The 24,338-nt window shown below is 43.4% G+C and carries 25 protein-coding genes and 1 riboswitch; of the genes, 19 read left to right on the forward strand and 6 right to left on the reverse strand.

Annotated elements, in window-relative coordinates; translation table 11 throughout:
* Positions 1-607 precede the first annotated feature (607 nt).
* The 6 genes from JOC95_RS18000 to sufB all read left to right on the forward strand — a co-directional run bounded on the left by JOC95_RS18000 (position 608) and on the right by sufB (position 6,283).
* Entirely contained in the window at positions 608-760 is a 153-nt protein-coding gene (locus tag JOC95_RS18000; protein WP_204418680.1) for a YuzK family famiily protein, read from the forward strand.
* Between the two features lie 321 nt (positions 761-1,081).
* On the forward strand, positions 1,082-1,864 hold the full coding sequence (gene sufC, locus JOC95_RS18005; protein WP_204418682.1) for a Fe-S cluster assembly ATPase SufC: 783 nt from the start codon (positions 1,082-1,084) through the stop codon (positions 1,862-1,864).
* A gap of 15 nt (positions 1,865-1,879) precedes the next feature.
* Entirely contained in the window at positions 1,880-3,172 is a 1,293-nt protein-coding gene (gene sufD / locus JOC95_RS18010) for a Fe-S cluster assembly protein SufD (RefSeq protein ID WP_204418685.1), read from the forward strand.
* Positions 3,172-4,392: a cysteine desulfurase gene (locus JOC95_RS18015; protein WP_204418688.1), complete on the forward strand. Its 1,221-nt coding sequence runs from the start codon at positions 3,172-3,174 to the stop codon at positions 4,390-4,392. The genes sufD and JOC95_RS18015 overlap by 1 nt, the downstream gene beginning before the upstream one ends.
* Positions 4,382-4,816: a Fe-S cluster assembly sulfur transfer protein SufU gene (sufU, locus tag JOC95_RS18020; protein WP_204418691.1), complete on the forward strand. Its 435-nt coding sequence runs from the start codon at positions 4,382-4,384 to the stop codon at positions 4,814-4,816. The genes JOC95_RS18015 and sufU overlap by 11 nt, the downstream gene beginning before the upstream one ends.
* Before the next feature lie 69 nt (positions 4,817-4,885).
* Positions 4,886-6,283 (forward strand): Fe-S cluster assembly protein SufB, encoded by a 1,398-nt coding sequence (gene sufB, locus JOC95_RS18025; RefSeq protein ID WP_204418694.1) that lies wholly within the window; start codon positions 4,886-4,888, stop codon positions 6,281-6,283.
* 218 nt (positions 6,284-6,501) lie between these two features.
* Here the strand turns inward: sufB and JOC95_RS18030 are convergent, their stop codons facing one another.
* On the reverse strand, positions 6,502-7,173 hold the full coding sequence (locus JOC95_RS18030) for a VC0807 family protein (protein ID WP_204418698.1): 672 nt from the start codon (positions 7,171-7,173) through the stop codon (positions 6,502-6,504).
* Positions 7,174-7,293: 120 nt separating this feature from the next.
* Here JOC95_RS18030 and JOC95_RS18035 point away from each other — a divergent pair, with 120 nt between their 5' ends.
* The 7 genes from JOC95_RS18035 (at position 7,294) to JOC95_RS18065 (ending at position 15,157) form a co-directional block, all read left to right on the forward strand.
* Positions 7,294-8,142 carry a DUF72 domain-containing protein gene (locus JOC95_RS18035; protein ID WP_204418700.1) on the forward strand — a complete coding sequence of 283 codons (849 nt, stop codon included), beginning with the start codon at positions 7,294-7,296 and terminating at the stop codon, positions 8,140-8,142.
* A 40-nt stretch (positions 8,143-8,182) separates the two neighbouring features.
* Positions 8,183-9,553, forward strand: coding sequence for a bifunctional metallophosphatase/5'-nucleotidase (locus JOC95_RS18040; protein ID WP_338083118.1), 1,371 nt, complete (start codon positions 8,183-8,185; stop codon positions 9,551-9,553).
* Between the two features lie 69 nt (positions 9,554-9,622).
* A complete protein-coding gene (locus tag JOC95_RS18045) occupies positions 9,623-9,925 on the forward strand; it encodes a YunC family protein (RefSeq protein WP_204418704.1) in 303 nt (100 codons plus the stop codon).
* Positions 9,926-10,075: 150 nt separating this feature from the next.
* Positions 10,076-11,182 carry an HD-GYP domain-containing protein gene (locus JOC95_RS18050; RefSeq protein ID WP_204418706.1) on the forward strand — a complete coding sequence of 369 codons (1,107 nt, stop codon included), beginning with the start codon at positions 10,076-10,078 and terminating at the stop codon, positions 11,180-11,182.
* A gap of 81 nt (positions 11,183-11,263) precedes the next feature.
* Positions 11,264-11,453: riboswitch (Lysine riboswitch) on the forward strand.
* 137 nt (positions 11,454-11,590) lie between these two features.
* Complete coding sequence (locus tag JOC95_RS18055; RefSeq protein WP_204418708.1) at positions 11,591-13,153, forward strand: Na+/H+ antiporter NhaC family protein; 1,563 nt, start codon at positions 11,591-11,593, stop codon at positions 13,151-13,153.
* A gap of 358 nt (positions 13,154-13,511) precedes the next feature.
* Positions 13,512-15,044 carry a sodium-dependent transporter gene (locus tag JOC95_RS18060; RefSeq protein ID WP_204418710.1) on the forward strand — a complete coding sequence of 511 codons (1,533 nt, stop codon included), beginning with the start codon at positions 13,512-13,514 and terminating at the stop codon, positions 15,042-15,044.
* The gene (locus tag JOC95_RS18065) at positions 15,044-15,157 is read left to right on the forward strand and encodes a methionine/alanine import family NSS transporter small subunit (RefSeq protein ID WP_204418713.1); all 114 of its coding nucleotides are present in this window, start codon (positions 15,044-15,046) and stop codon (positions 15,155-15,157) included. The genes JOC95_RS18060 and JOC95_RS18065 overlap by 1 nt, the downstream gene beginning before the upstream one ends.
* Positions 15,158-15,206: 49 nt before the next feature.
* Here JOC95_RS18065 and JOC95_RS18070 read toward each other — a convergent pair whose 3' ends face one another.
* On the reverse strand, positions 15,207-16,154 hold the full coding sequence (locus tag JOC95_RS18070; RefSeq protein ID WP_419096268.1) for a M23 family metallopeptidase: 948 nt from the start codon (positions 16,152-16,154) through the stop codon (positions 15,207-15,209).
* Positions 16,155-16,440: 286 nt separating this feature from the next.
* On the opposite strand from JOC95_RS18070, the gene lipA reads away from it, so the two are divergent.
* On the forward strand, positions 16,441-17,337 hold the full coding sequence (gene lipA, locus JOC95_RS18075; protein ID WP_204418717.1) for a lipoyl synthase: 897 nt from the start codon (positions 16,441-16,443) through the stop codon (positions 17,335-17,337).
* A gap of 42 nt (positions 17,338-17,379) precedes the next feature.
* Here lipA and JOC95_RS18080 read toward each other — a convergent pair whose 3' ends face one another.
* Complete coding sequence (locus JOC95_RS18080) at positions 17,380-18,069, reverse strand: YhcN/YlaJ family sporulation lipoprotein (protein ID WP_239583005.1); 690 nt, start codon at positions 18,067-18,069, stop codon at positions 17,380-17,382.
* 118 nt (positions 18,070-18,187) lie between these two features.
* Here JOC95_RS18080 and JOC95_RS18085 point away from each other — a divergent pair, with 118 nt between their 5' ends.
* The gene (locus JOC95_RS18085) at positions 18,188-18,466 is read left to right on the forward strand and encodes a YutD family protein (protein WP_204418723.1); all 279 of its coding nucleotides are present in this window, start codon (positions 18,188-18,190) and stop codon (positions 18,464-18,466) included.
* Between the two features lie 49 nt (positions 18,467-18,515).
* On the opposite strand, the gene JOC95_RS18090 is transcribed toward JOC95_RS18085, so the two are convergent.
* On the reverse strand, positions 18,516-18,812 hold the full coding sequence (locus JOC95_RS18090) for a cytosolic protein (RefSeq protein WP_204418725.1): 297 nt from the start codon (positions 18,810-18,812) through the stop codon (positions 18,516-18,518).
* Positions 18,813-18,874: 62 nt separating this feature from the next.
* The gene (locus tag JOC95_RS18095; RefSeq protein WP_204418728.1) at positions 18,875-19,141 is read right to left on the reverse strand and encodes a DUF3055 domain-containing protein; all 267 of its coding nucleotides are present in this window, start codon (positions 19,139-19,141) and stop codon (positions 18,875-18,877) included.
* Positions 19,142-19,321: 180 nt separating this feature from the next.
* Here JOC95_RS18095 and JOC95_RS18100 point away from each other — a divergent pair, with 180 nt between their 5' ends.
* The 3 genes from JOC95_RS18100 (at position 19,322) to JOC95_RS18110 (ending at position 22,448) form a co-directional block, all read left to right on the forward strand.
* Entirely contained in the window at positions 19,322-20,629 is a 1,308-nt protein-coding gene (locus JOC95_RS18100) for an EAL domain-containing protein (RefSeq protein WP_204418730.1), read from the forward strand.
* 27 nt (positions 20,630-20,656) lie between these two features.
* A complete protein-coding gene (locus JOC95_RS18105) occupies positions 20,657-21,094 on the forward strand; it encodes a DUF86 domain-containing protein (RefSeq protein ID WP_204418732.1) in 438 nt (145 codons plus the stop codon).
* Between the two features lie 583 nt (positions 21,095-21,677).
* On the forward strand, positions 21,678-22,448 hold the full coding sequence (locus tag JOC95_RS18110) for a TIGR01457 family HAD-type hydrolase (protein WP_204418734.1): 771 nt from the start codon (positions 21,678-21,680) through the stop codon (positions 22,446-22,448).
* Between the two features lie 47 nt (positions 22,449-22,495).
* Here JOC95_RS18110 and JOC95_RS18115 read toward each other — a convergent pair whose 3' ends face one another.
* Positions 22,496-22,996 (reverse strand): phosphatidylglycerophosphatase A family protein, encoded by a 501-nt coding sequence (locus tag JOC95_RS18115; RefSeq protein WP_204418736.1) that lies wholly within the window; start codon positions 22,994-22,996, stop codon positions 22,496-22,498.
* Positions 22,997-23,231: 235 nt separating this feature from the next.
* Here JOC95_RS18115 and yutH point away from each other — a divergent pair, with 235 nt between their 5' ends.
* Positions 23,232-24,239 (forward strand): spore coat putative kinase YutH, encoded by a 1,008-nt coding sequence (yutH, locus tag JOC95_RS18120; protein WP_204418738.1) that lies wholly within the window; start codon positions 23,232-23,234, stop codon positions 24,237-24,239.
* The last annotated feature ends 99 nt before the right edge of the window (positions 24,240-24,338 follow it).

Below are 24,338 nucleotides of genomic sequence, written 5' to 3' on the forward strand. Positions count from 1 at the left end.
TATTCCTCTTTTCATTGTTTATCGTGGTTGAAAACAGTGTTGCCAAGAGTGAATAAAATGACTCTTTCTTTTTACACAATTATATGGACTTAATCGGAAAAAGCCAATAGTAGGGGTCTAAAGGACTTTTCAAGGGGATTGTCGGAAGAAAAAGCCAATAGAAGGGGTCTAAAGGACTTTTCAAGGGGATTGTCGGAAGAAAAGGCCAATAGAAGAGGTCTAAAGGACTTTTCAAGGGGATTGTCGGAAGAAAAGGCCAATAGAGGGATTCCAAAGACTTTTTGAAAAAGGAAATCTGGTGAAAAGTCCATCAATCACAAAAAGTCCGACTCCGCCTCCCATCAGGACAACCTCCAATCAGAACCAATACGGAGGTATCATAGGAACGCCTAAGACCTCACCCCGTAAAAGTGGATTAACACGGAATATGCCGATATTCGGGTGTTTTTCCGCTTTGGCACATTTTACCGCCCATGCTATGATTAAATATGTGTTTAATGCAAATACTGCGAGGGTATCTACAAAACTGGATACACAAATTAAACACATTTAAATATGAAGGGATTGGTTTATTATCCATCAAGTACAAGTGAAGTACACTGGCGAAATGGAAAAGGCAATGTATCAGGCTTATGGTTTTGGTTATGAGGAGTACTCGCGTAAGCTTTCCAAGCGTTTGGAGGTAGAACAGCATAGAGATGCAGAATACAAGAAAAGCTTGGAGATCGTTGCAGAATTAAACCGTAAATTCCACCCGTAACGAACTTATCATTTTGGATAGGTTCTATATCAATAGAAGACAACAAAAAAGGGTAAGTGATATTCTCCAGCTTGATGGAGGTGTCACATACCCTTTTTTATTTATAGGTAAGGATGATTCCTCGTGAATAGTGTAAGATAAATGATGTACTTAATTCGACATAAACCCTTTATTTTCGGTATAATTTGAGATGGTCTCTTACAAATCGGAAAAGGTTGCTAACACTTTCTATTTGTTATAAGATTGTAATGAGAATAAAATGAGAATTAAAACAAGAATGTGTTTTCATATAGAAGCACAGATCATTGGAGGTATAGAGTCATGGGTTCAACGTTAACAATCAAGGATTTGCATGTATCTATTAACGATAAAGAAATTTTAAAGGGTGTAAATCTCGAAGTAAAAGGCGGAGAGATTCACGCTATCATGGGTCCGAATGGTACAGGTAAGTCAACGCTTTCCTCTGCTATCATGGGTCATCCTAAATATGAAGTAACAAGCGGAAGCATCACGTTTGATGGCGAAGATGTGCTTGAAATGGAAGTGGATGAGCGTGCGAAAGTAGGTTTATTCCTTGCAATGCAATATCCAAGCGAAATCAGTGGGGTAACAAATGCTGACTTCCTTCGTTCTGCAATCAATGCCCGTCGTGAAGAGGGCGATGAAATTTCCTTGATGAAGTTCATCCGTAAAATGGATAAGAATATGGACTTCTTGGAAATGGATCAGGCAATGGCGCAGCGTTACCTGAACGAAGGCTTCTCTGGTGGGGAAAAGAAGCGTAACGAAATTCTTCAATTAATGATGATCGAGCCTAAGATCGCGATCCTTGATGAGATCGACTCCGGTCTTGATATCGATGCTTTGAAAGTTGTTTCCAAGGGGATCAACGAAATGCGCGGAGAAGACTTCGGTTGCCTTATCATCACTCACTACCAGCGTCTATTGAACTACATCACTCCTGACCATGTTCACGTTATGATGCAAGGACGCATCGTGAAATCCGGCGGCAAGGAATTGGCTCAGCGCCTGGAAGCAGAAGGTTATGATTGGATTAAGCAAGAATTAGGTATCGAAGACGAAACAGTCGGCCAAGAAGCGTAAGCAAGGAGGATTATCATGACGTTAGAGACAAAATTACCGTTTGATCAAGACTACCTCACTAACTACTCTAAAGAGTTAGGGGAGCCTCAGTGGCTGTTGGATCTTCGCTTACAAGCTTATTCCTTGGCAGAAGAACTGCCATTACCGAAGCCGGATAAGACGAAAATCACAAACTGGAACTTCACGAATTTCCAGAAGCACACTGTAGAGACTTCCATTACTTCTGTAGACCAATTACCTCAAGAGGTAAAGGCGTTAGTAGATGGAGAAAATATATATGTTCAAGTGGATAACACACCTGTCGTTTCCACAGTCAAAGAAGAATTGAAAGCTCAAGGTGTTATTTTCACAGATATCTTCACTGCTGCAAAAGAGCACAGTGACCTTGTGAAAAAATACTTCATGCAAGACGGTGTGAAAGTGGATGAGCACAAACTATCAGCTTTACACGCAGCATTAATGAATGGCGGAGCATTCCTTTATGTTCCTAAAAACGTAGTGATTGAAGAGCCGATCCAGGCGATCTACCTTCATGATAAGGCAGATGCTGTATTCAACCACGTATTGATCGTGGCGGAAGACAACAGTGCCGTAACATATGTGGAAAACTACCTTTCCAACACAGACGGCGAAGGTTCCATCTTTAACATCGTGACAGAGGTTATCGCTAACGGTAACTCAAAAGTGCAATACGGGGCAGTGGATAACCTTGGTAAAGGTGTTACTACCTACGTTAACCGTCGTGGAGTGGTTGGCCGTGACGCGACACTTGAGTGGGCACTTGGCTTGATGAACGATGGGGATACCATTTCTGAGAACGTGACAAACCTGATGGGCGATGGCTCCGTTGGTGACACAAAAACAGTTGTTGTCGGACGTGGAGTGCAAAAGCAGAACTTTACAACGAAGGTTGTTCATTTTGGCAAGAACTCAGACGGTCAAATCTTGAAGCATGGCGTAATGAAGGACAGCGCAAGCTCCGTATTCAACGGAATCGGTAAAATCGAGCATGGAGCTTCCAAGTCGAATGCCGAGCAGGAATCCCGTGTGTTGATGCTTAGTGAAAAAGCACGTGGGGATGCAAACCCGATTCTTCTAATTGATGAAGATGACGTAACAGCTGGTCACGCTGCTTCTGCAGGCCGTGTAGATCCGCTTCAGCTTTACTACTTGATGAGCCGCGGAATTTCCAAGCAGGAAGCTGAGAGACTTGTCATTCACGGATTCTTGGCGCCGGTAGTACAACAGTTACCAATCGAAAAGGTAAAGAACCTGTTGATTGATGTAATTGAAAGGAAAGTCAAGTAATGAATATCCAGGAGATACGTCAGCAGTTTCCTATTTTGCATCAAGAGGTCAATGGAAATCCGCTTGTGTACTTAGATAGTGCTGCTACTTCTCAAAAGCCCCTGGCGGTGATTGAGGCCTTGGAAAAGTACTACAAAGGGTATAACTCCAATGTGCATCGCGGCGTTCATACACTTGGTACAAGAGCGACTGATGGTTACGAGGGTGCACGTGATAAAGTGAAGAACTTTATCAATGCCGCTTTCAGGGAGGAAATCGTATTCACGCGTGGTACGACGACCGCCCTCAACCTTGTAGCAAGCAGCTATGCCCGTGCGAACCTTAAAGAGGGCGACGAAATAGTTATTACCTATATGGAGCACCATAGTAATATCATTCCTTGGCAGCAGGCGGCTAAAGCGACAGGTGCAACTTTGAAGTACATCCCACTTACCGAGGATGGTTCGATTTCACTGAAAGATGTTGAGGAAACTGTTACAGAAAACACGAAAATTGTTTCTGTGATGCAGGTTTCCAACGTATTGGGTTCCATCAATCCTATTAAAGAAATCGCTGCAATCGCCCATAAGAATGGTGCGATCATGGTGGTGGACGGTGCCCAGAGTACTCCGCATATGAAAGTGGATGTACAGGACCTGGATTGCGATTTCTTCGCACTATCCGGTCACAAAATGGGTGCACCGACTGGTATTGGTGCCCTTTACGGAAAAAAACACCTTCTAGAGAACATGGAACCGATCGAGTTTGGCGGGGAAATGATCGACTTTGTCGGATTGCAGGAATCCACATGGAAGGAGCTGCCTTGGAAATTTGAAGGTGGTACCCCTATCATCGCTGGTGCAATCGGACTCGGAGCGGCTATTGATTTTCTGGAGCAGGTGGGAATGGATAACATCCTGGCTCATGAGCATAAGCTTGCAGAGTATGCCATGAACAGAATGTCTGAAATAGAAGGTATCACAATCTATGGTCCTAAGAAGCGTGCAGGACTTGTTACCTTTAATATAGAGGATGTACACCCTCATGATGTAGCTACTGTCTTGGATGCAGAAGGAATCGCTGTTCGCGCGGGACATCACTGTGCACAGCCTTTAATGAAGTATCTTAACGTTTCTTCCACTGCCCGTGCTAGTTTTTACCTGTATAACACGGAGGAAGAAATTGATAAGCTAGTAGCATCATTAGTGAAAACAAAGGAGTACTTTAGCAATGTCTTTTAATAATTTGGATACCCTTTACCGTCAAGTGATCATGGATCATTACAAGAATCCCCGTAATAAGGGGAAGCTTGAGGAAAATGGAATTACCATAGATATGAATAACCCGACATGTGGGGACCGCATTCACTTAACGTTGAAAGTGGAAGATGGAAAAGTGGCAGATGCAAAGTTCGATGGAGAGGGCTGTTCGATCTCCATGGCTTCCGCTTCCATGATGACACAAGCGGTCAAAGGATTGGAAGTCGAGAAGGCATTGGCGCTTTCCCAGATTTTTTATGATATGATGCTAGGTAAGGAATACGATGACGAAGATTTGGACTTAGGGGATATTGAAGCACTGCAAGGTGTAGCAAAATTCCCTGCACGCATCAAATGTGCCACCCTTGCATGGAAAGCCATGGAAAAGGGCGTCAAGTCGGAATAAGCTTTAAGGATAGGGAGCTTTAGGAACCTGGTTTCTAGAGCTCACCTCTTGAATGGAGGGAAAGAGAAAATGGCAAAAAAAATGCCTGAAATCGGCGATTACAAGTATGGTTTTAAGGATAAGGACGTATCCATTTTCCGTTCCGGCCGTGGACTTACGAAAGAGATCGTAGAAGAGATCTCCCGCATGAAGTCCGAGCCTCAATGGATGTTGGATTTCCGTCTTAAATCATTGGAACATTTCTATAACATGCCAATGCCTCAATGGGGCGGCGACCTGAACAGCCTTAACTTTGATGAAATTACGTACTACGTAAAACCATCCGAGAAGTCTGAGCGCTCTTGGGATGAAGTACCGGAGGAAATCAAACAGACGTTTGATAAACTGGGTATTCCTGAAGCAGAGCAAAAATATCTTGCTGGTGTATCCGCTCAGTATGAGTCCGAGGTTGTTTACCACAACATGCAGGAAGACTTAGAAGATCTGGGTGTCGTTTTCAAGGATACAGACACAGCTTTAAAAGAAAATGAAGATATCTTCCGTGAGCATTTCGCAAAAGTGATCCCACCAACTGACAACAAGTTCTCAGCATTGAACTCAGCAGTATGGTCCGGTGGTTCTTTCATCTACGTCCCTAAAGGTGTGAAAGTGGAAACTCCACTTCAAGCATACTTCCGAATCAACTCTGAGAACATGGGTCAATTCGAGCGTACGCTTATCATCGTGGACGAAGGCGCGCATGTACACTATGTAGAAGGTTGTACAGCACCTGTTTACACAACCAACTCCCTGCACAGTGCGGTAGTTGAAATAATCATCAAAAAAGATGCATATTGCCGTTACACAACGATCCAGAACTGGGCGAACAACGTTTACAACCTTGTAACGAAGCGTGCAGTCTGTGAAGCAAACGCGACAATGGAATGGATCGATGGCAACATCGGCTCCAAGCTGACGATGAAATATCCAGCAGTCATCCTAAAAGGTGAAGGCGCACGTGGTATGACTCTTTCCATCGCATTAGCTGGTAAAGGGCAGCATCAGGATGCAGGTGCAAAAATGATTCACCTTGCACCAAACACATCTTCCACGATCGTTTCAAAATCCATCTCCAAGCAAGGTGGTAAAGTAACATACCGTGGTATCGTGCATTTTGGTAAAAAAGCTTCCGGCGCTCGTTCCAACATCGAGTGTGACACACTGATCATGGATAACCAATCCACTTCTGATACGATTCCTTACAACGAAGTGTTCAACGATAACGTATCCCTTGAGCATGAAGCGAAGGTATCCAAAGTATCCGAAGAGCAATTGTTCTATCTGATGAGTCGTGGCCTTTCCGAAGAAGAAGCGACTGAAATGATCGTAATGGGCTTCATCGAGCCATTCACAAAAGAACTTCCAATGGAGTACGCAGTAGAAATGAACCGTCTGATCAAGTTCGAGATGGAAGGTTCTATTGGGTAATCGATAGCAATAAATAAACCCACACTTAGGTGTGGGTTTTTGTCTTATTAGGCTGAAATATGCGAATTGTGCATAACTGCCCCGTTTTTGTGCATAAAATGATTTTTTTCATCGTAAATCGAATTTTTTGCGCTCAAATCAAAATTTTTGTGCAGAAAGTGCCGGGAATTGTGCATAAGCGGTGAATAAGTCAAACGCTCCATAAAAAGGCACACCTTCTAAACCAATTCCTCCCCGACATCATCCTTCAGATCATCATCCTTATCCTGCTTCTTCTGTTTCTCCAGATAATCATTGATTTTTAAATTTACATAGATGAATCCAGCAGCTATGAATGCCGAGAAGATCCAGCCATTGACCTTCATGAAGAAAAGAATGCGGTCATAGCCTTCCACTCCATACACGCCAATCAAATATTGCTTCAGACCAGCCGAAAACAGGCCTCTCAATGCAAAAATCCCTGTAATGATATAGAAGGCAGGCAATAATTCCTTTTGCCTATACAAGCGAAGGCTGTCCTCTCTTTTGTGGCCCTGCAGGTATGCGATATCAGCCAGGAAGTAGAGACCCAATGGCTTTTTCACGATCATTGTCGCTACAAAGAATAGGGCGAATCCAGCACCGACATAAACGGAATTCTGGAGCATATTGAATGCCGACCCCGACAGTATGTCCACAATGGTTGAGATGAATAGTGAAGCAAGAATGAACATGCCTGTGACATTATATTGCTTTTCTATCAAAAATCTCACGATGGTATAAACAAATCCAGGGACTGTGGATAGGAGAAGGGCGTAATAGTCTCCCAGGGGGTCCTGTCCATATTTCCAGATCATATAGGGCATTACCAGGTAAAACAGCAGATCAAAAAAGACTATCTTATTTTTCATATATCCCCCGCCTCTAAAAATTCTATTTTCTCTATTGTACCAATCTCTCCCAAATCCAACACTATATATTTCAGAAAGGATGCCGGATTATGATAAAATGAAAAAAATGAGGTGATACGGATGATCTATATCGGGGTTACAGGCTGGGGAGACCATGACTCCCTCTATACTTCAGGGGTTGCAGCCAGGGATAAATTAAAGGAATATAGTGCCCACTTTCCTGTGGTGGAGGTGGATTCCTCGTTTTATGCTATCCAGCCGAAGCGGAATGTGGAGAAATGGGTGGCTGATACTCCGCCAACTTTCAAATTCATTGTAAAAGCCTATCAAGGGATGACAGGCCATCAGCGTGGTGATATTCCTTTTGAATCCAAAGAGGAGATGTTTGAGGCTTTTCTTCAATCGATCGAGCCCTTTAAGGATGCTGGCAAGCTCGCCATGGTGCTGTTTCAGTTCCCGCCTTGGTTTGACTGCAATAAGGAGAACGTGAGCTATATCCGCTGGTGCAAGGAAAAGATGAAGGATACAAGAGTCGCGCTTGAGTTCCGCAATCAGTCCTGGTTTTCGGAGCCTTTTAAAGAACAGACTCTTTCGTTCATGGAGGAGGAAGGCTGGATTCACAGCATATGCGATGAACCTCAGGCTGGAAAAGGCTCCATACCGACGGTCCTTCATCCGACTGACAAGGAGCTTACGTTGGTAAGGCTGCATGGGCGGAATGTGCACGGGTGGAAAAAAGCGGTCTCGGGTAAAGATTGGCGGGAGGTCCGTTATCTTTACTATTATAATGAGCAAGAGCTGCTGGAATGGAAAAGTAATCTGGAACAGATAAAGAACTCCACAGAGGATATTTATGTGCTTTTCAACAATAATTCCGGTGGTCACGCAGCAGAGAATGCCAAAACGATGATAGAAATGCTGGATCTTGCGTACGAGGGTCTGGCACCAAGACAACTGGATTTATTTTAAATAATCGATGAGCCTTGATGATAGAGGAGAGAGCGAGATCGTGCAGATACGGATATTACATACTAACGATATACACAGTCATTTTGATGCATACCCTAAAATTGCAGCTTTTCTGAAAGGGGATAGTTCCGGAATTCCATTTGCGCTAGTGGATATCGGTGACAATATGGACAGGTTTCACCCCATCACCGAGGCAACACAGGGCCAAGCGAATACAAGCATGTTGAATCTATTGAAATATGATTATGCGACGATTGGAAACAACGAGGGAATCACCCTAGACTATCAGGCACTTTCAGAGTTATACCGGGATGCTGATTTTCAGGTTCTGGTAGCTAACCTGTTTGAAACCAGCGGGGAATACCCGGGATGGGTCAAACACTACGCATATAAGCAGATGGATGAAGTGAGGGTTTGTTTTATAGGGTTATCTGTATACTACCAGCATTTTTATGAGCTGTTGGGCTGGAAGCTCGAAGACCCTTATTCAATGCTGGAAAAAATCCTGCCAGAGGTGAGAGCCGAAGCGGATGCCGTGGTCGTGCTGTCACATCTCGGCATCTCAGATGATGAAGAGATGGCTAGAAGGTTTCCTGAGATAGATGTCATACTTGGTGGACACACCCATCATGTGTTGCCTGAGGGGAAAATGATTGGAAACACACTCGTTTGCGGTGCCGGGAAGTATGGGCAGTTCATCGGAGAGGTCACAATTGGGTTTAATGAGCAAAAAGGGATAACCGTCAAAACAGCAAAGCTGCATTCGATGGATGGGATACATCCCGATAACGAAGTGGAAGAGATAATCAATAAGATGGAAGAGGAAGCTTCAGGAGCATTGAAGTACAAGCTTGCTGAATTGCAGGAGCCGATGAACATCGACTGGTTTGCCCCTTCTCCCCTTGCAAACCTCCTTGCAGAAGCACTAAAGGAGTGGTGTGAGGCAGATATCGGAATGGTCAATGCAGGGGTGCTTCTCGAGTCCATTCCGGCAGGTGCTGTCACAAGACAGGCATTGCATCGCATATGCCCCCATCCGATCAATCCGTGTCGGGTGACGCTCACAGGTGAGGAGCTTCGGGAGGTACTGCAGCAAGCCATCCAGCCTGAAATGGAAGAACTGAAGGTAAAAGGCCTTGGCTTCCGTGGGAAAGTGATGGGAAGGATGGCGTTCAGCGGATTGGAAATGGAACATGAGATTTTCTCAGATGGGTCGATACAAGTGAAATCTCTCCTGATAAATGGGAAAGAGGTCAAAAGCAATGATGCCATTTCCATTGGGACAATCGATATGTTCACTTTCGGTCGGATGTATCCAAGCATTGTGCGTGCAAAAGACAAGAAGTTCTATATGCCGGAGCTGCTTCGGGACGTCCTTGCCGAAAAGCTTTCTCAGGTTAGGCTAAGCTAATACCCATTTTTCACACTCTTTTGTGCTCCTGTCATAAATTGATAGGAGAAGGGAGCGTGACAACTATCTATGATTGAAATGACGCCAATCAAAATCAATGACTTTACTTTTACAGCAATCACTGTCAGATTGCCTAAAACCAATTTTCTTGCTGTAACCAGTGACAAAGGATATATCATGTGTGGAGCCCTCGATGTTGCCCTTTTGAATGAAAAGCTGAAAGATCGTCGGATCATTGCTGGGCGAGCGGTGGGTGTTCGGACAATTGAGCAATTAATAGAGGCCCCTTTGGAATCGGTTACGTATGAAGCGGAAAGTCTGGGTATTACAGTCGGGATGTCCGGAAGGGATGCTTTGTTGAGAATGAAATAAAAGACCTTCGATGCAAGGTCTTTTTTTTATGTGTCGAAAGTTTTATAGGAATATTTATAAAAATTTTATTAATAATGAAGTTTTCTTTCATTGTTTTTACTATAATGGAAAATATATAGATTTTGTCGAAATATGAAGATAGGAGAAACTATGAGATTATTACCCACTAAGTCCATGAAGCCGGGAATGAAGCTAGCCAAAACTATCTATAATGAGCAGGGAAGAGCCTTGTTGAGTGCGGGAATCCCTGTAACTGCACGAATGATCACACGGATGCAGCAGTTGAATGTTACATATGTTTATATAGAAGATGCCAGGACAAAGGATATGGAAGCCCCGACCATGATTTCGGATCAAACAAGAAAAAAGGCGATCACTACGATCACCGATACCTTCAGGCTGCTTGAAAGCGAAAAGAAGCTAAGCAAATGGTTTGTGATGGATCAGTCTTCTAAGGATCTGAAAAGCCTTATCCATACTTTGCTTGCAGATATGAAGGAAAACCAGGAAGTGGCGACACTTTTAACAGATGTTTATATACATGATAATTATGTCTTCACCCATTCATTGAATGTCACGTTATATGCTCTTTCCATCGGTCTTAAACTGGGGCTGCCCAAGAAGGATCTTGAGATCTTGGGGCTTGGGGGGATTCTTCATGACATCGGAAAGATGCAGATACCTTCCGAGATATTGTTCAAACCGGGGAAACTGACAAGTGAAGAGTTCACGGAAATGAAAAAGCACACCACCTATGGATATGATATCCTGCGGAATATGCATACGATTCCGCTTCTTGTCGCTCATTGCGCTTTTCAGCATCATGAAAGACTCAATGGCAGCGGTTATCCAAGAGGGGTCAAGAATGAGGATATCCATCTGTTCGGCAAGATCCTGGCCGTGGCGGACGTCTTTGATGCAGTAACCTCCCATAGAATCTATCGAAGTGCGATGCTGCCTCATGAAGGCCTGGAAATCCTGTATGCAGGCTCAGAATCCCTTTATGAACCGGCAATCATAGATGCTTTCCGGAAATCTGTCGCCATTTACCCTTTCGGTCTCACAGTGACGCTCAATGACGGGCGAAAGGGGATTGTAGTGGGGCAGAATAAGGATATCACGGAACGCCCGATCGTACGTATCATTGAGGAGGAGGGAGCTGAGCTTGACTCGCCCTTTGATATCAATTTGAAGGATCATCTGGATGTAAGTATCGTGGATTGTGACAATCAAGGGAGTATGTCGGCAGTAAGCTGATATTAGCAAAATATTTCCTTTGTCCCCGTGTAATTTTTGTGATATAGTAAAACAATAAAATCATATACTTCCCTTATCATACGATGAGGTAGAGGCTGCATAGCATAAGAGTAAAACTACTGGAGGGTGACACCTAAGATGGTAGAAGAAAGGATGCTGTGCCGAAGCGGAATGAGTCGTCAAGCTTATTTTGCTGGGGTTATCTTGAATAAGGATAACACTGCCATTATGACCGGTACGGACGGGTTCATAATGGAGGGCTACTGATCGGATGGAGGATAACATACATTACATACAAGTAATGATAGTTATTTTCTATCATTGCTATTTATTTTGTACTCAGAGCCCCCATTATTGTAAACCGTTTGGACAGGTCAAACATATTACAATTTTTTGGGGGTTTTTTGTATGGAAGGAACAATTTATACTTTGATTCCTCCGGTGCTTGCAATCCTGATGGTTATTTTGACCAGAAGGGTATTGTTATCACTTGGAGCAGGGATCTTGGCATCTGCACTATTAATTGCAGATTTCAATCCGATTACGATGCTTGTACTGATATGGGACACAGTGCTTGGCCTATTTTATTCCGTGGAAGATAAAGAATTGAACTTATGGAATATTTATATCTTAATTTTCCTGATCATCCTGGGAATCATTACGGCGTTCATCTCACTTACAGGCGGTAGCCGTGCATTTGGAGATTGGGCACAGCAAAAGATTAAAACTAGAAGAGGCTCCAAATTCTTGACGGCAATTCTAGGTATCATCATTTTTATTGATGACTATTTTAATGCTTTGGCAGTAGGTCAAATCAGTAGACCATTGACAGACCGTCATAAAGTATCTCGTGCTAAACTTGCATACTTGATCGACTCCACATCTGCTCCTATCTGTGTTATTTCACCGATATCAAGTTGGGGAGCGGTAATCATCGGGACAATTGGCACCGAGGTATTACTAAAGCAGGGCATCAACAATATTTCGGCTTTCAGCGCATTCATGCAGATCATTCCAATGAACTTATACGTGTTTTCCGCACTATTGATGGTTTTTGTTGTTTGCTTCTTCAATTTCAACATTGGGCCGATGAAGAAACATGAGGATCGTGCAATGGAGACAGGTCAGCTATATGATCCTGAAAAAGAGGTTCCAGGAGAACTTGCGGATGATCTTCCTACAAGTACAAAAGGCACGATCGGATATCTTGTATGGCCAATCGTTTCCCTGTTTGTCGGTGTGATCGGTGCGATGTTCTATACCGGTGCAACTGCCATCGAGGGCGATGTAACGCTTCTTGGCATCTTTGAAAATACAGATCCTTCCGCTTCCTTGTTCTATGGCGGGATGTTTGCATTGCTTGTGTCCTTCCTTTTCTTGTTCCGTCAGATTTCCAAAGGTGGAATAAGCGGGAATGTTGTTGGAAAAGGAATCTGGGCTGGTACAAAATCCATGCTTCCAGCAATCTATATCTTAATATTCGCATGGACGATCGGTGGATTGATCGGGGAGCTTGGAACAGGCGATTACCTAGCTGGTGTTGTAGCAGATTCCAATATGAACATCGCTTTCCTTCCGGTTGTAATCTTCATCATCGCAGGCTTTACAGCTCTTGCCACAGGTACTTCATGGGGGACGTTCGGACTATTGCTGCCGATTGCAGGTCAAATCGCAGCTGCAACAGACGTCAGCCTCCTATTGCCGGCCTTGGCTGCAGTGCTTGCAGGAGCAGTATTCGGAGACCATTGTTCGCCGATCTCCGATACGACCATCCTTTCCTCTACAGGGGCAGGGTGTAATCATATCGACCATGTCATGACACAGCTTCCATATGCATTGATCTGTGCAGTGATCTCCATTATCGGTTATATTGTGCTTGGGTTGACTGGTAGCACTTTATTGGGTCTATTAGTTGTATTTGCAGCATTTGTCATCTTGGTATTTGCTACTAGGGCAATGAAAACTGCCTAAAATACTTTTCATATATATTAAAAAACACACTTTCTTATTGTGCTATATCTTCTAGCATAATGGAGAGTGTGTTTTTTTATATTTTTTTCAATTAACTTTCAGAGAATAATTATACATGTATAAATGCTGATGCGGCGGTATCTTAATAGTGATTCTCTTAAGATTATGAATATTTATTCAATATCGAACTTTGTCGTCTTTGCTCGAAAAGTATAAATGAAAATAATGTTTTGACATAGTCATAAAGTCTAGTTATACTATGTATAAATTATATTAAATAGTCTGAATAAAGAAAAGATTTGGACTCTTTTATCTATTATTTGGAAATTCTATGAGTTCAACGGGGGAGGATATTACAATGGAAAATCGACCGCAATGGGGGACAAGGGCAGGATTTATTTTAGCGGCCTGTGGATCGGCCATTGGATTGGGGAACATCTGGCGCTTCCCATCCACAGCATTTGAAAACGGGGGAGGAGCATTTTTCCTACCTTATCTGTTTGCTCTATTAACGGCAGGTATCCCGCTTTTGATTCTCGAATTTACACTGGGTCATAAGTATCGGGGGTCTGCTCCGCTTTCCTATGCACGATTGAGCAAAAAGTATGAATGGCTTGGATGGTGGCAAGTAGCAATAGCATTTATCATTTCCACTTATTATGCTGTCATCATTGCATGGGCGATGTCATACTCAGTGTTTGCACTTAATTTGAGCTGGGGAACAGATACAGGTGCTTTCCTTGGGGAGTATTTGCAGGTGGCTGCCCCAGGTGAGTTCGGAAGCTTGGTCCCTAAAGTTCTGATCCCATTATTGATTGTTTGGGCAATTACGTTGGGAGTACTATTCAAGGGTGTTAAAAAAGGGATTGAAGTTGCGAATAAAATTTTCATTCCGGCACTTGTCATCCTATTCTTGATTATTGTTGTACGCGCTTTGACATTGGATGGGGCTGTTCTTGGATTGGATGCTTTCTTCAAACCAGATTGGCAAGCATTAAAGAGCGGTGAGGTTTGGGTAGCCGCATATGGACAGATTTTCTTCAGTTTATCCATTGCTTTTGCCATCATGGTAACCTATTCAAGCTATCTGCCTAAGAAATCGGATATCACAAATAATGCTTTCATTACTGGGTTCAGTAACTCTGCATTTGAATTGCTTGCAGGAATTGGGGTATTCAGTATTCTTGGATTTATGGCAATGCAACAGGATATGTCTGTAAAAGAAGTGGTAGCAGGCGGTGTTGGTCTTGCTTTTGTGGTTTTCCCTGAAATCATCAATCAATTTCCGGCGTTCAAGGAAGTATTCGGTTTCCTATTCTTTGCTTCCCTCGTTTTGGCTGGTTTATCTTCCCTGATCTCCATCGTAGAAACATTTGTTGCCGGGGTACAGGATAAATTCAATGTTTCACGTACAAAAGCTGTACTTTTTGGTGGAGGGCTCTCTGCTGTAATCTCCTTGATCTTTGCGACACAAGGTGGATTGAATTTCCTAGATGTTGCTGATTACTTCATCAACCGTTTCGGGGTGGCACTAGCAGGGTTAGTACAGGTAATCGTAGTTGTATGGCTAGTAAAGCAGTTGAAGCCGCTTCAACAGCACGCGAACTTGGTTTCAGATATTAAACTGACAGGGTTCCTAGGTTCTTGGTGGAAGGTTTCTCTTGCATTCATTACACCGCTAGTACTTGGTTTCATGATGTTTGACTTAATCCGTACGAATATAGATACCGTGTATGGTGCAAAAGATGGTTATTCACGATTATTCACCATTCAATATGGCTGGGTAGTAGCCTTGGTAGCGCTTCTGGTAGGGGTTGGATTATCCTTCTTTAAGTGGAAAAAAGCCGAGATCGTATTGCCTTCATCCTCATCAAAGGAGGTAAATAAATAATGGGCTTAAGTTCAATCGTAATGATGGTTGTCGGTATGGTGATCATATGGGGTGGCCTTGCAGGAAGTATTGCATGGGCTATGAAAAAGTCAAAAGAAGAAGCAAGGTCATAAACGGAAGAAAGCTGTTGGCGGTAAACAAACGCCAACAGCTTTTTTCTGTTTACCGCTTTCTCCGATCCCCGCGCTCCCATGATTTCAAATGCGGAAAAGGATCGAATGACCACTCTGTATAGCCATTATCCTTGTACATGCCGTAATGAAGATGCGGCGGGAACTTCCCTGCCGTTCCAGGTGGTCCATAGCCTGAGCTCCCGACAGAACCGATCATCTGCCCGGGCTCTACCACTTGTCCCACTTCAAGGTCTTTCGCGAAGCCGTTCAGATGGGCAAAATAATGATAGGTGTTATTGATGTCCCTTATCCCGATGCGCCATCCCCCGAATTTGTTCCATCCCTTGATTTCGATGATTCCATAGCAGGTCGAGCGAACGGGAACACCGTAGCTTGCAAAAATATCCGTTCCCTCATGCATTCTCCTTCCACCCCAGCCCCTGGCATCTCCCCAAGTATTCTTGTAGCTGAAATTGGAGCGGATCGGCAATGGGAAAGCATGCTTATCAAGCTTTAGCGTTTGGTAGGTTTGATATAGTCTCAGATGGCCCATGATCAGACCGACAGTTTTATCTCTCTGATAATAATCCCATAATGCAATTTTCAGGTTTTCTTTATCTGTACCATAGGATTGGAGGTATGTGGCGAAAGTATAAAGTACATCCTCGTCATTGGTGGAATCGGCGATGCCATCCCCATTTCCATCCTGTCCGACTCCGCTGAAGAACTGGATGCTGCTCGGATTCGTATCTTTTGGATTTGGATTAAGAGGGCCTGCCCAGATTTCCGGTTTATAATAAATGCCGATGACACCTGTCGCCTTTGGAATATCCCTTCTGGCGCGTCTTACATTTCTCTCGTATTGGTCGACGGCTGCAAAATAGTGCCAGGGTATTTGTGTGATGGATTGCATTTTTGTATATAACTCATTTCTTTTTTGGTAAATCTGCTCTTCCGTCATACTTTCAAGTGTTGTGGCCGAAGCAGAGACCGGTATATAGCCTATAAGTAGAATGAAGCATAAAAGTAAGCGTATCAAGGTTTTTTTCTCCTTTCCAATCATGTTAAAACGTTAGCGCTATTTTCTTGTCTATTGTTAGTTTGGTGTTTTTTCCATAATTCATAAATACTAATTCATGGAAGAGGATTGTTGGAAGCTTTTGCACTTGTGTAAAGGGAGGATGTTTGGTAAAGTGACATGGTAGAAACATGTCATTTTCCCTATGGGTTTAATAAGGATATCTGTCGTCTTTTGAATACTTAGACAATTTGGAGTTGATCATATGGCAAAGAAAGAAGACTACATAAGAAAACCGGATTGGCTTAAGATTAAGCTGAATACGAATGAAAACTATACAGGCTTGAAGAAGCTGATGAGAGAACGTAATTTGAATACGGTCTGTGAAGAGGCAAAATGCCCGAATATCCATGAATGTTGGGCTGTAAGACGTACAGCGACCTTCATGATCCTTGGGGCAGTATGTACCCGTGCATGCCGCTTCTGTGCGGTTAAAACAGGCTTGCCGACGGAACTGGATACACAAGAGCCGGAACGCGTAGCAGAATCCGTAAAACTGATGAACCTGAAGCATGCGGTAATCACTGCTGTAGCCCGTGATGACTTAAAGGACGGTGGGGCAGCGATATTTGCCGAGACTGTAAGGGCAGTCCGCCGCGAAAACCCATTCACGACGATTGAAGTGCTTCCATCCGATATGGGCGGCGTGTATGAAAACCTGAAAATGCTCATGGATGCGAAACCTGACATCCTGAACCATAATATCGAGACAGTGCGTTCCTTGACGCCTAGGGTCCGTGCAAGGGCAACTTATGAGCGTTCTTTGGAATTCCTGAAGCGTGCAAAAGAAATGCAGCCTGAGATCCCTACTAAGTCCAGTCTGATGATCGGCCTTGGGGAGACCAAAGAGGAAATCATCGAAACAATGGATGATCTTCGTGCTAATGATGTGGATATCATGACAATCGGACAGTATCTGCAACCATCCAAAAAGCACATCAAGGTACAGAAATACTACCATCCGGACGAGTTTGAAGAATTGCGCCAAATTGCCATGACAAAAGGATTCAGCCATGTAGAAGCTGGTCCTCTTGTACGCTCCTCCTACCATGCGGATGAGCAGGTCAATGAAGCTGCCAAAGCAAGACAAGCTCAAGCATAATGAGAAAAGGGTCAGGCCTTAGGGGCCAGACCCTTTTCACTTTTATGGGTTATTCCTCATTTTTTTCGCATGCTCACTGTATTCCTGTTCAAGCTCCTCGTTCATTTCGCCACTGCCTTCACCGTTTGCATTTTCCCCTTTGGTCAAATCTTTTCCTTGGGGAGATTCAAGCATGGTATCGATTGTACTTTCAAGGATCTTATCGATGTTCGGGCTCGATACCGTCAATGTACGGAAGCGTTCAATGTCGGCAATCATCTGCGGATTGTCGGAAACATAGACATGATAGAAGCGTGGCACAAAGGATAATCCCGTTTTGCTGACTTGGTCCGCTATCTGTTCTCTGTCCTCGCCACTTGTATTATAGGCGATCAGTACCTCTTCATCTGTGACAAGCGTCGCCACATCGTCGATTTCCGGTAGCTGTACCACCATCTTTGAAATGATATTGGCCAGTTCCTCATAATCGACTGCTGCGATGTTCTCGTTGTAACGCTGTGAATTTTTTACAGGTGATGCCTGTTCACGGACAAAACCGAATTTCTCATGATCTTTTGAGCGGCCGTTTCGGACGTCATATAATTCATACCTGTCATGATGACCCGTATTCATTGGACTGCCATCTCTAGCGGTATATCCGCTCCGGGCCTGTCGTTCCTCAGGCGTCGTATCGAATTGGCAGGCAGTTGTCAGTGCAGCGGATAAGCCCAAAATAGCAATTAGCTTAAACATCTTGTTCAATGGTAACACCCCCTTATCTATAGCATGACCTTTAAGAATTATTTTTGTCTTAGAAATTGATGGAGAATGGTCTATAATGTAAGTAAGAGAAGAAATGGAGGATCGGAAAATGATTTGTATAGGGAACCATTGCTATGAATTGATTGAAGAGGAAAGAAATGGGTTCAATGAAGAAGCATTCAAAGGCCGATACATCGAGGTTCTGAATAAATACGATTATATAGTGGGGGATTGGGGCTATAATCAACTCCGCCTGCGCGGATTCTTTGAGGATCAGAACCAGAAGTCGACACATGATACAAAAATCAGTACTCTCCCTGATTATATCCTGGAGTATTGTAATTTCGGCTGTGCTTTCTTTGTATTGAAAAAAGTGAAAAAAGCATGATAAATTAAAAGCCCGACAACAGATGAAATTCTGATGTGCGGGCTTTTATTTATGAAGGAATATCGTTTGAATCCGTTGGCTCTTCCTTTTGGTCGGGATGGTCATGGGTCGGGTGTGCTCCGGGATGTTTCCTCGGTAGATCGTCGTGCAGCGATTTATTTTCATAATTGAATGCACTGTAATACCGCTGCCCATCTTCCCAAGGAGTACTCTTGTTTTCAACAGGTGTGTTCTTCCCTCGCGGAGAACCATATGGACCTTCTGGAAGCGTCTCGGGAATCAAGTAGTTGTGCGAGTTTTCCACGTTAGTGAAATCACTGTATAGTTCCTTATCCTTTTTACTCAAGTCACTCAATCCTTTTCATGATATTTTTCTTAGCTTTACCAACATGAAAAGGATTATGAAGATTAGACCACTTCGTATAAGAAAGACCGTAATTCCTCGGCTTCATCTTCTGGCAGCTGGTAGGCATGCTCGATATAACCTGGCTCATCAAGATCATCACTGCCTATAATTGCAAAGCGATTGCTCTGAATGTTAAGGACAAGGCTTTTGCCGTAATAGCGATCCGATTTGACAATTGCCAGATCAAAGCGTGTATGTTCCCCCATGAAGCTTACAAAACGTGTTTTGGTTTCCACCATATCATCATATAGAAAATATCTATCTCCCATCGTTCTTCCTCCTAAATGTAGCGAATCATATGCTTTTTCTAGTATAACAAATTCAGCCGCTTCCTTGTTACAAGTTATTTCTTTGACCTGCTTTTAAAATTGGGACAATCTTCTTATTTTTTATGATAAAATAAGAAAAAACACCATATAAACTCAACGATGGAAGAAGGGAGCCACCTCATGGGGCGAAGCTGGGATCATATACAGAACTTCTATAGAAAAAAAGGCTCACATCTTGTTAAATTCGTGCTTCCATCTAAATATTTACGTTATTATCCGCCCATATACAACCTTAGAAACCCGATTGAAGAGCGTGTCAAATATACGCTGAAGAAAGGCTTTCATATAGCAGTCATTTCTTTTTATTTCCATAGCCTCGATCAGATCATCACGAAAGTAGGAAGACGTAAGTTTATCCGTTGCCGCGAAATTGTAAAGGAAAGACTTCAAAAGACAGTAAAACAAATATTTCCAGAGGACCAAATTGTGTGTCTACATGATCAGTATAGCGATGGGATTTCATTATTGATCCGGGTGGACGAGCATGCATACAGCACCACAGATCTTGCAGAGAAGCTCACCCTTGTTAAGGAAGCAATGGAACAAAGGCGCTATCGGCTGCTGGACAATAAAAATCTGATGCTCGAATACGGGTATGTGTTTCTTCAACGTGACCGCTATTCCTTGTCCGAAAGTATGCTTCGCGCGCATCTTCAGGCCATGGCGATGGCAGAGAAACAGGATAAGCTGCAATACCATCAGCTGTTGTTTGCCATGAATCAGATAGTTGCCTTTAAGCAAATCACCCTATTGGCACAACCCATCATCGATGTTTCCAATGGCGGGATAAAGGCGTGGGAGCTTTTGACGCGTGGACCTAAGCAATCACAGATGGAAAACCCCTTGCAACTGTTTTCCATTGCCAAGCAGACAAATACCTTATTTGACCTGGAAATGATCATTCTCGAAAAAGCTTTTCAGCTTATCTATCAATGCCAGATGAAAGAGGCAGTATTTATCAATTTTACACCTACTACATTGAATGAAGTGGAGCTGCTTGAAGAAGTCCAGGCACTTATGAGAAAATATCCGGAGATAAATCCAAGGAATATCGCGATCGAAATAACCGAACAAGATTCTACGGATGGTTTGTTGCAGTTTGAAGACAATATAACTTCCTTAAGGAATCTGGGCTTTCAGATTGCGGTGGATGATACCGGAGCGGGATATGCCAGTTTACATACCATCAGCAGGATCATGCCGGATATCATCAAAATTGACCGATCTGTCATCAAGGACATCGATACCAGCCTTGTCAAAGAAAAAATGCTGCAGGGGCTCCTCATGATTGCCAATGAAACCGGCTCTGTCGTCGTTGCCGAAGGAATTGAAAAGCAGGAGGAAGTGCACATCCTTTCCAAGCATAAAGTTGATCTGGCTCAAGGGTATTTCTATGCAAAGCCTAAGCTCCTCCATCCAATCACATAAAAATTTCAGCATAAAGGGGATGTTTGTATGTACTTTGTCGACCGGGAAAAGATGGAACAAACACTTGCTTACATTGAAGAAAATATCACGATATATTCCAGTCACCAAACATGGGATACACCTGTGGAGAAAAAAGCCCTTGAAAGGATAATGGTGTCTGTAATCGAAGGGATATTGGACGTCGGAAACGCAATGATAGACGGTTTTATCATGCGCGATCCCGGCAGCTATGAGGATATCATAGATATTCTAGAGGATGAAAAGGTGGTTCCGGCTTCCTTGGCCGGACAGTTGAAGGTTCTCGTTAGATTGCGGAAGACACTCGTCCAGGAATATCTCGACATTGACCATCAAGATCTGAAGACCAAAATATCCGAGGGGAAAGACGCTGTCATGTCCTTCTGTTCGTCTGTCCGTCATTACCTCGAAAATGAACTTGGGCCAGTTTCGGCTTTTAAGAAATAATTATTATTAAATTCCTATTAAAGCAAGTGAGTCGGTGCTGAAAGCTCGGTTCGCTTGTTTTTTGTTTTGAACACCGCTGTTGATTTCCACACTAGGCTGCGCTTTCCGCGGGGCGTTGTGGAGCCTCCTCGGCTGTGCCTGTGGGGTCTCCACTAAACGCTATCTCCCGCAGGAGTCTGCGCCTATTGCTCCAATCACCAGCTAAGCTAGCTAGGTAAATTCTAAAATATTCTTTAACAGTGCCCCTTAATTAAAGTGTTTTCCCTAAGAAAGAAAAAATATTGAGGACGTAATGCGTTACCTGCCACCCCTGTTGATTGAAGTGCAAGGTGTGAGACTCCTGCGGGAGATAGCGGTTGACTTGAGACCCCGCAAAGCCGAGGAGGCTCAAGCACCGCCCCGCGGAAAGCGAACACCTGGAACGGAAATCACCAGGGAGTCAAACAGAACACATATAAATTTCAGAACAGACCTGTTTTTTAAAAATTCAACAGAAAGGTCAATGCATTTTATTAAATCCCGGGATTATGCTAACATGAACTAGTCTATTATATATAAGCATAAAAAGTGGAGCGTGAAATAGATGAAAAAGTACCAAGGCTATCTGATCGATTTAGACGGGACGATGTATCGCGGTAAAGAAAAGATAGAAGAAGCGAGCGATTTTGTTCAGCATCTCTATGACAAGAAAATTCCATACCTGTTTGTAACAAATAATTCTTCCAGGACACCTCAGCAGGTGGCACAAAAGCTGAGAGACTTCGGGATTCCTACACTGGATGAACAGGTTTTCACCACCAGCAATGCAACAGCCAACTATATTTTTGAGTATAAGGCAGACGCGAAAATATATGTGATTGGGGAAGAGGGCATCCGCACGGCACTGACAGAAAAAGGGTTTGAGCTAGTAGAAGAAAATGCCGATGTCGTCGTAACGGGTATCGACAGGTCCATCTCCTATGAAAAGCTTGCACTGGGAGCAATCAATATCCGAAATGGTGCAAGATTCATTTCCACCAATGGGGATATTGCAATCCCGACAGAACGCGGCTTGCTGCCTGGTAACGGATCGCTCACTTCGGTGTTGACCGTATCAACTGAAACTCAGCCGACTTTCATTGGGAAGCCTGAAAAAGTAATCATGGAGCAAGCCTTGAAGGTGCTGGGAATTGCACCGGAAGAAACGCTGATGGTAGGGGACAACTATCATACGGATATCAAGGCCGGCATGAATGCTGGGATGGATACGCTTCTTGTTCACACAGGCGTGACCACAAAAGCACATCTGGAAACCTATCAAGAGAAACCGACATACACGGTCGATTCATTGAAAGATTGGATTCAATATTTGTAATAAAAAAACCTGGCGTCCCTTACTTATAGGGAACGCCAGGTTTTTGGTTATTCTGTATTCGCTGCACGGTGTGCCAGACGGCTTGATGCAGCGGCTGCGATTGCGCCTACAATGTCATCCAGGAACGTATGCACCTTACCTGAGCTCTTGTCATTTAAGGTTCCGAGTATCCCGGGCTTCTCCTTATCAATATAGCCGTAGTTGGTAAAGCCGATGGAACCATATACATTTACAATGGACAAAGCCAATACTTCATCCACTCCATATAATCCCTCATCCTGCTGAAGGATCCGTAAAAGAGGCTCTTGAATCTGTCCCTGTTCAGCAAGTATATCAAGTTCGATTCCCGTTAATATGGTGTTTTGGACTTCACGCTTGGCAAGCACTCGATCGATATTTTCCAGGCATTCCGATTTCTCGAGGGCGGGGTGGTATTTCGATTGCAGAAAATAAACGAGATCTGCAATGTCATCCATGGTAACTCCGCGTTCCTCCAAGAGTTTTCTAGCCTTTCTTTCTACTTCATCCATTTCCTTAAAATTCTTCATGCGCTCACCCATCTTTTATAATATAGTAAAAAATGATTTCTTTTAGGATAATCACTCGTAAGAGAAAATGATTACCCCATTACAGTACCCTCATTCTTTTAATTAATATACATAATTGCCTAGAAAGGAAAACTTATACTTTTTGGGGAATCCCTGTGTGAAATAAAACAACTTAACAAGTTTTCTTTCCTTTCCTCATATATTTAGGTTACGAGAGAGAAGGAGGGAGCAAAAGTTGAAGCAGACAATCTATGAACAATATGAATTGAGGGTGGAAAGAAAACAAAAGGTACGACACTATGATGCTTTTTGGGCGAATCGAGTGATGTACATTTTAGTGCCTGTTGGTCATCTTGAGGAGGCCGAGATAGAAGAGCTGCAAAGCTTAAGTGAATATATGATACGCACCCATCAGGATATATATGTTAGTTCTTTTGTGAAAAATAAAAGTGAGTCTTACACAACTGAAATTGAAGGCAGGAAAATGGCACTATTCCGGATGCCTTATGATTATAGCTCCAGAAAACTGGTCGTTGGCAAGGAGCTCGCACTGTTTCACCTGAACGGCAGAAGCTTTCCGGCAAAGGTGACCTCCATCAACCGGATCGGGCAATGGAAGAGCCTGTGGGTAAAGCGGATCGATCAGATGGAGCACTTTTTTCGCGAAAAGGTAAGAAGTAATCCGATTGATGTATTCGATACGCTATTTGTTGAATCCTTTCCGTATTATATGGGGCTGACAGAGAACGCCATTCAATATTTGGTGGATACGGAGCTTGACGACAGCCCAATGATAAATGACGCAGCCACCTTGTGTCACCACAGGTTCACCAACTTGACCTGGCAGCAATCCCAATGGATGAAGCTTCCTACCGATTGGATATTTGACCATGCTGCACGCGACCTGTCCGAATGGATCCGGGCTGAATGCAGGAAGGGTCCCGACATGAATCCAGGTAGTATTCAAACTTTTTTAAAAGACTATGAAAGAGTATCTCCCCTCTCCAGCTTTTCTTGGAGGCTCCTGTATGCCAGGCTTGTTTTCCCGGTCCATTATTTCGAATGTGTAGAGGATTATTATACGAGCGGTCCGGTTGCGGACAAAAAATGGCATGAAGATCGGCTTAAAGGTATCCTGCAATCCTCCGACATGTATGAACAAGTGTTGGGCAACTTTTATGACCTGGCAGGCGTACCAGCCAAAACATACGGAATACCTGAATTGGAATGGGTGAAAAGATAACCGCTCAAAAATGGTCATTTTCTCTATATAGGTATGTAAGAATAGGAAAAACAGTGATAAAATACTTACTATTCACACCATTCGTTCAACACTATTTAC

Origin of the sequence: Sutcliffiella tianshenii, assembly GCF_016908565.1 — a bacterium.
Lineage (GTDB): Bacteria > Bacillota > Bacilli > Bacillales > Bacillaceae_I > Sutcliffiella_A > Sutcliffiella_A tianshenii.

Coding starts and splice junctions, on each gene's coding strand:
- JOC95_RS18000 (WP_204418680.1), top strand. CDS start 608: ATGGAAAAGGCAATGTATCAGGCTTATGGTTTTGGTTATGAGGAGTAC.
- sufC (WP_204418682.1), top strand. CDS start 1,082: ATGGGTTCAACGTTAACAATCAAGGATTTGCATGTATCTATTAACGAT.
- sufD (WP_204418685.1), top strand. CDS start 1,880: ATGACGTTAGAGACAAAATTACCGTTTGATCAAGACTACCTCACTAAC.
- JOC95_RS18015 (WP_204418688.1), top strand. CDS start 3,172: ATGAATATCCAGGAGATACGTCAGCAGTTTCCTATTTTGCATCAAGAG.
- sufU (WP_204418691.1), top strand. CDS start 4,382: ATGTCTTTTAATAATTTGGATACCCTTTACCGTCAAGTGATCATGGAT.
- sufB (WP_204418694.1), top strand. CDS start 4,886: ATGGCAAAAAAAATGCCTGAAATCGGCGATTACAAGTATGGTTTTAAG.
- JOC95_RS18030 (WP_204418698.1), bottom strand. CDS start 7,173: ATGAAAAATAAGATAGTCTTTTTTGATCTGCTGTTTTACCTGGTAATG.
- JOC95_RS18035 (WP_204418700.1), top strand. CDS start 7,294: ATGATCTATATCGGGGTTACAGGCTGGGGAGACCATGACTCCCTCTAT.
- JOC95_RS18045 (WP_204418704.1), top strand. CDS start 9,623: ATGATTGAAATGACGCCAATCAAAATCAATGACTTTACTTTTACAGCA.
- JOC95_RS18050 (WP_204418706.1), top strand. CDS start 10,076: ATGAGATTATTACCCACTAAGTCCATGAAGCCGGGAATGAAGCTAGCC.
- JOC95_RS18055 (WP_204418708.1), top strand. CDS start 11,591: ATGGAAGGAACAATTTATACTTTGATTCCTCCGGTGCTTGCAATCCTG.
- JOC95_RS18060 (WP_204418710.1), top strand. CDS start 13,512: ATGGAAAATCGACCGCAATGGGGGACAAGGGCAGGATTTATTTTAGCG.
- JOC95_RS18065 (WP_204418713.1), top strand. CDS start 15,044: ATGGGCTTAAGTTCAATCGTAATGATGGTTGTCGGTATGGTGATCATA.
- lipA (WP_204418717.1), top strand. CDS start 16,441: ATGGCAAAGAAAGAAGACTACATAAGAAAACCGGATTGGCTTAAGATT.
- JOC95_RS18080 (WP_239583005.1), bottom strand. CDS start 18,069: ATGTTTAAGCTAATTGCTATTTTGGGCTTATCCGCTGCACTGACAACT.
- JOC95_RS18085 (WP_204418723.1), top strand. CDS start 18,188: ATGATTTGTATAGGGAACCATTGCTATGAATTGATTGAAGAGGAAAGA.
- JOC95_RS18095 (WP_204418728.1), bottom strand. CDS start 19,141: ATGGGAGATAGATATTTTCTATATGATGATATGGTGGAAACCAAAACA.
- JOC95_RS18100 (WP_204418730.1), top strand. CDS start 19,322: ATGGGGCGAAGCTGGGATCATATACAGAACTTCTATAGAAAAAAAGGC.
- JOC95_RS18105 (WP_204418732.1), top strand. CDS start 20,657: ATGTACTTTGTCGACCGGGAAAAGATGGAACAAACACTTGCTTACATT.
- JOC95_RS18110 (WP_204418734.1), top strand. CDS start 21,678: ATGAAAAAGTACCAAGGCTATCTGATCGATTTAGACGGGACGATGTAT.
- JOC95_RS18115 (WP_204418736.1), bottom strand. CDS start 22,996: ATGAAGAATTTTAAGGAAATGGATGAAGTAGAAAGAAAGGCTAGAAAA.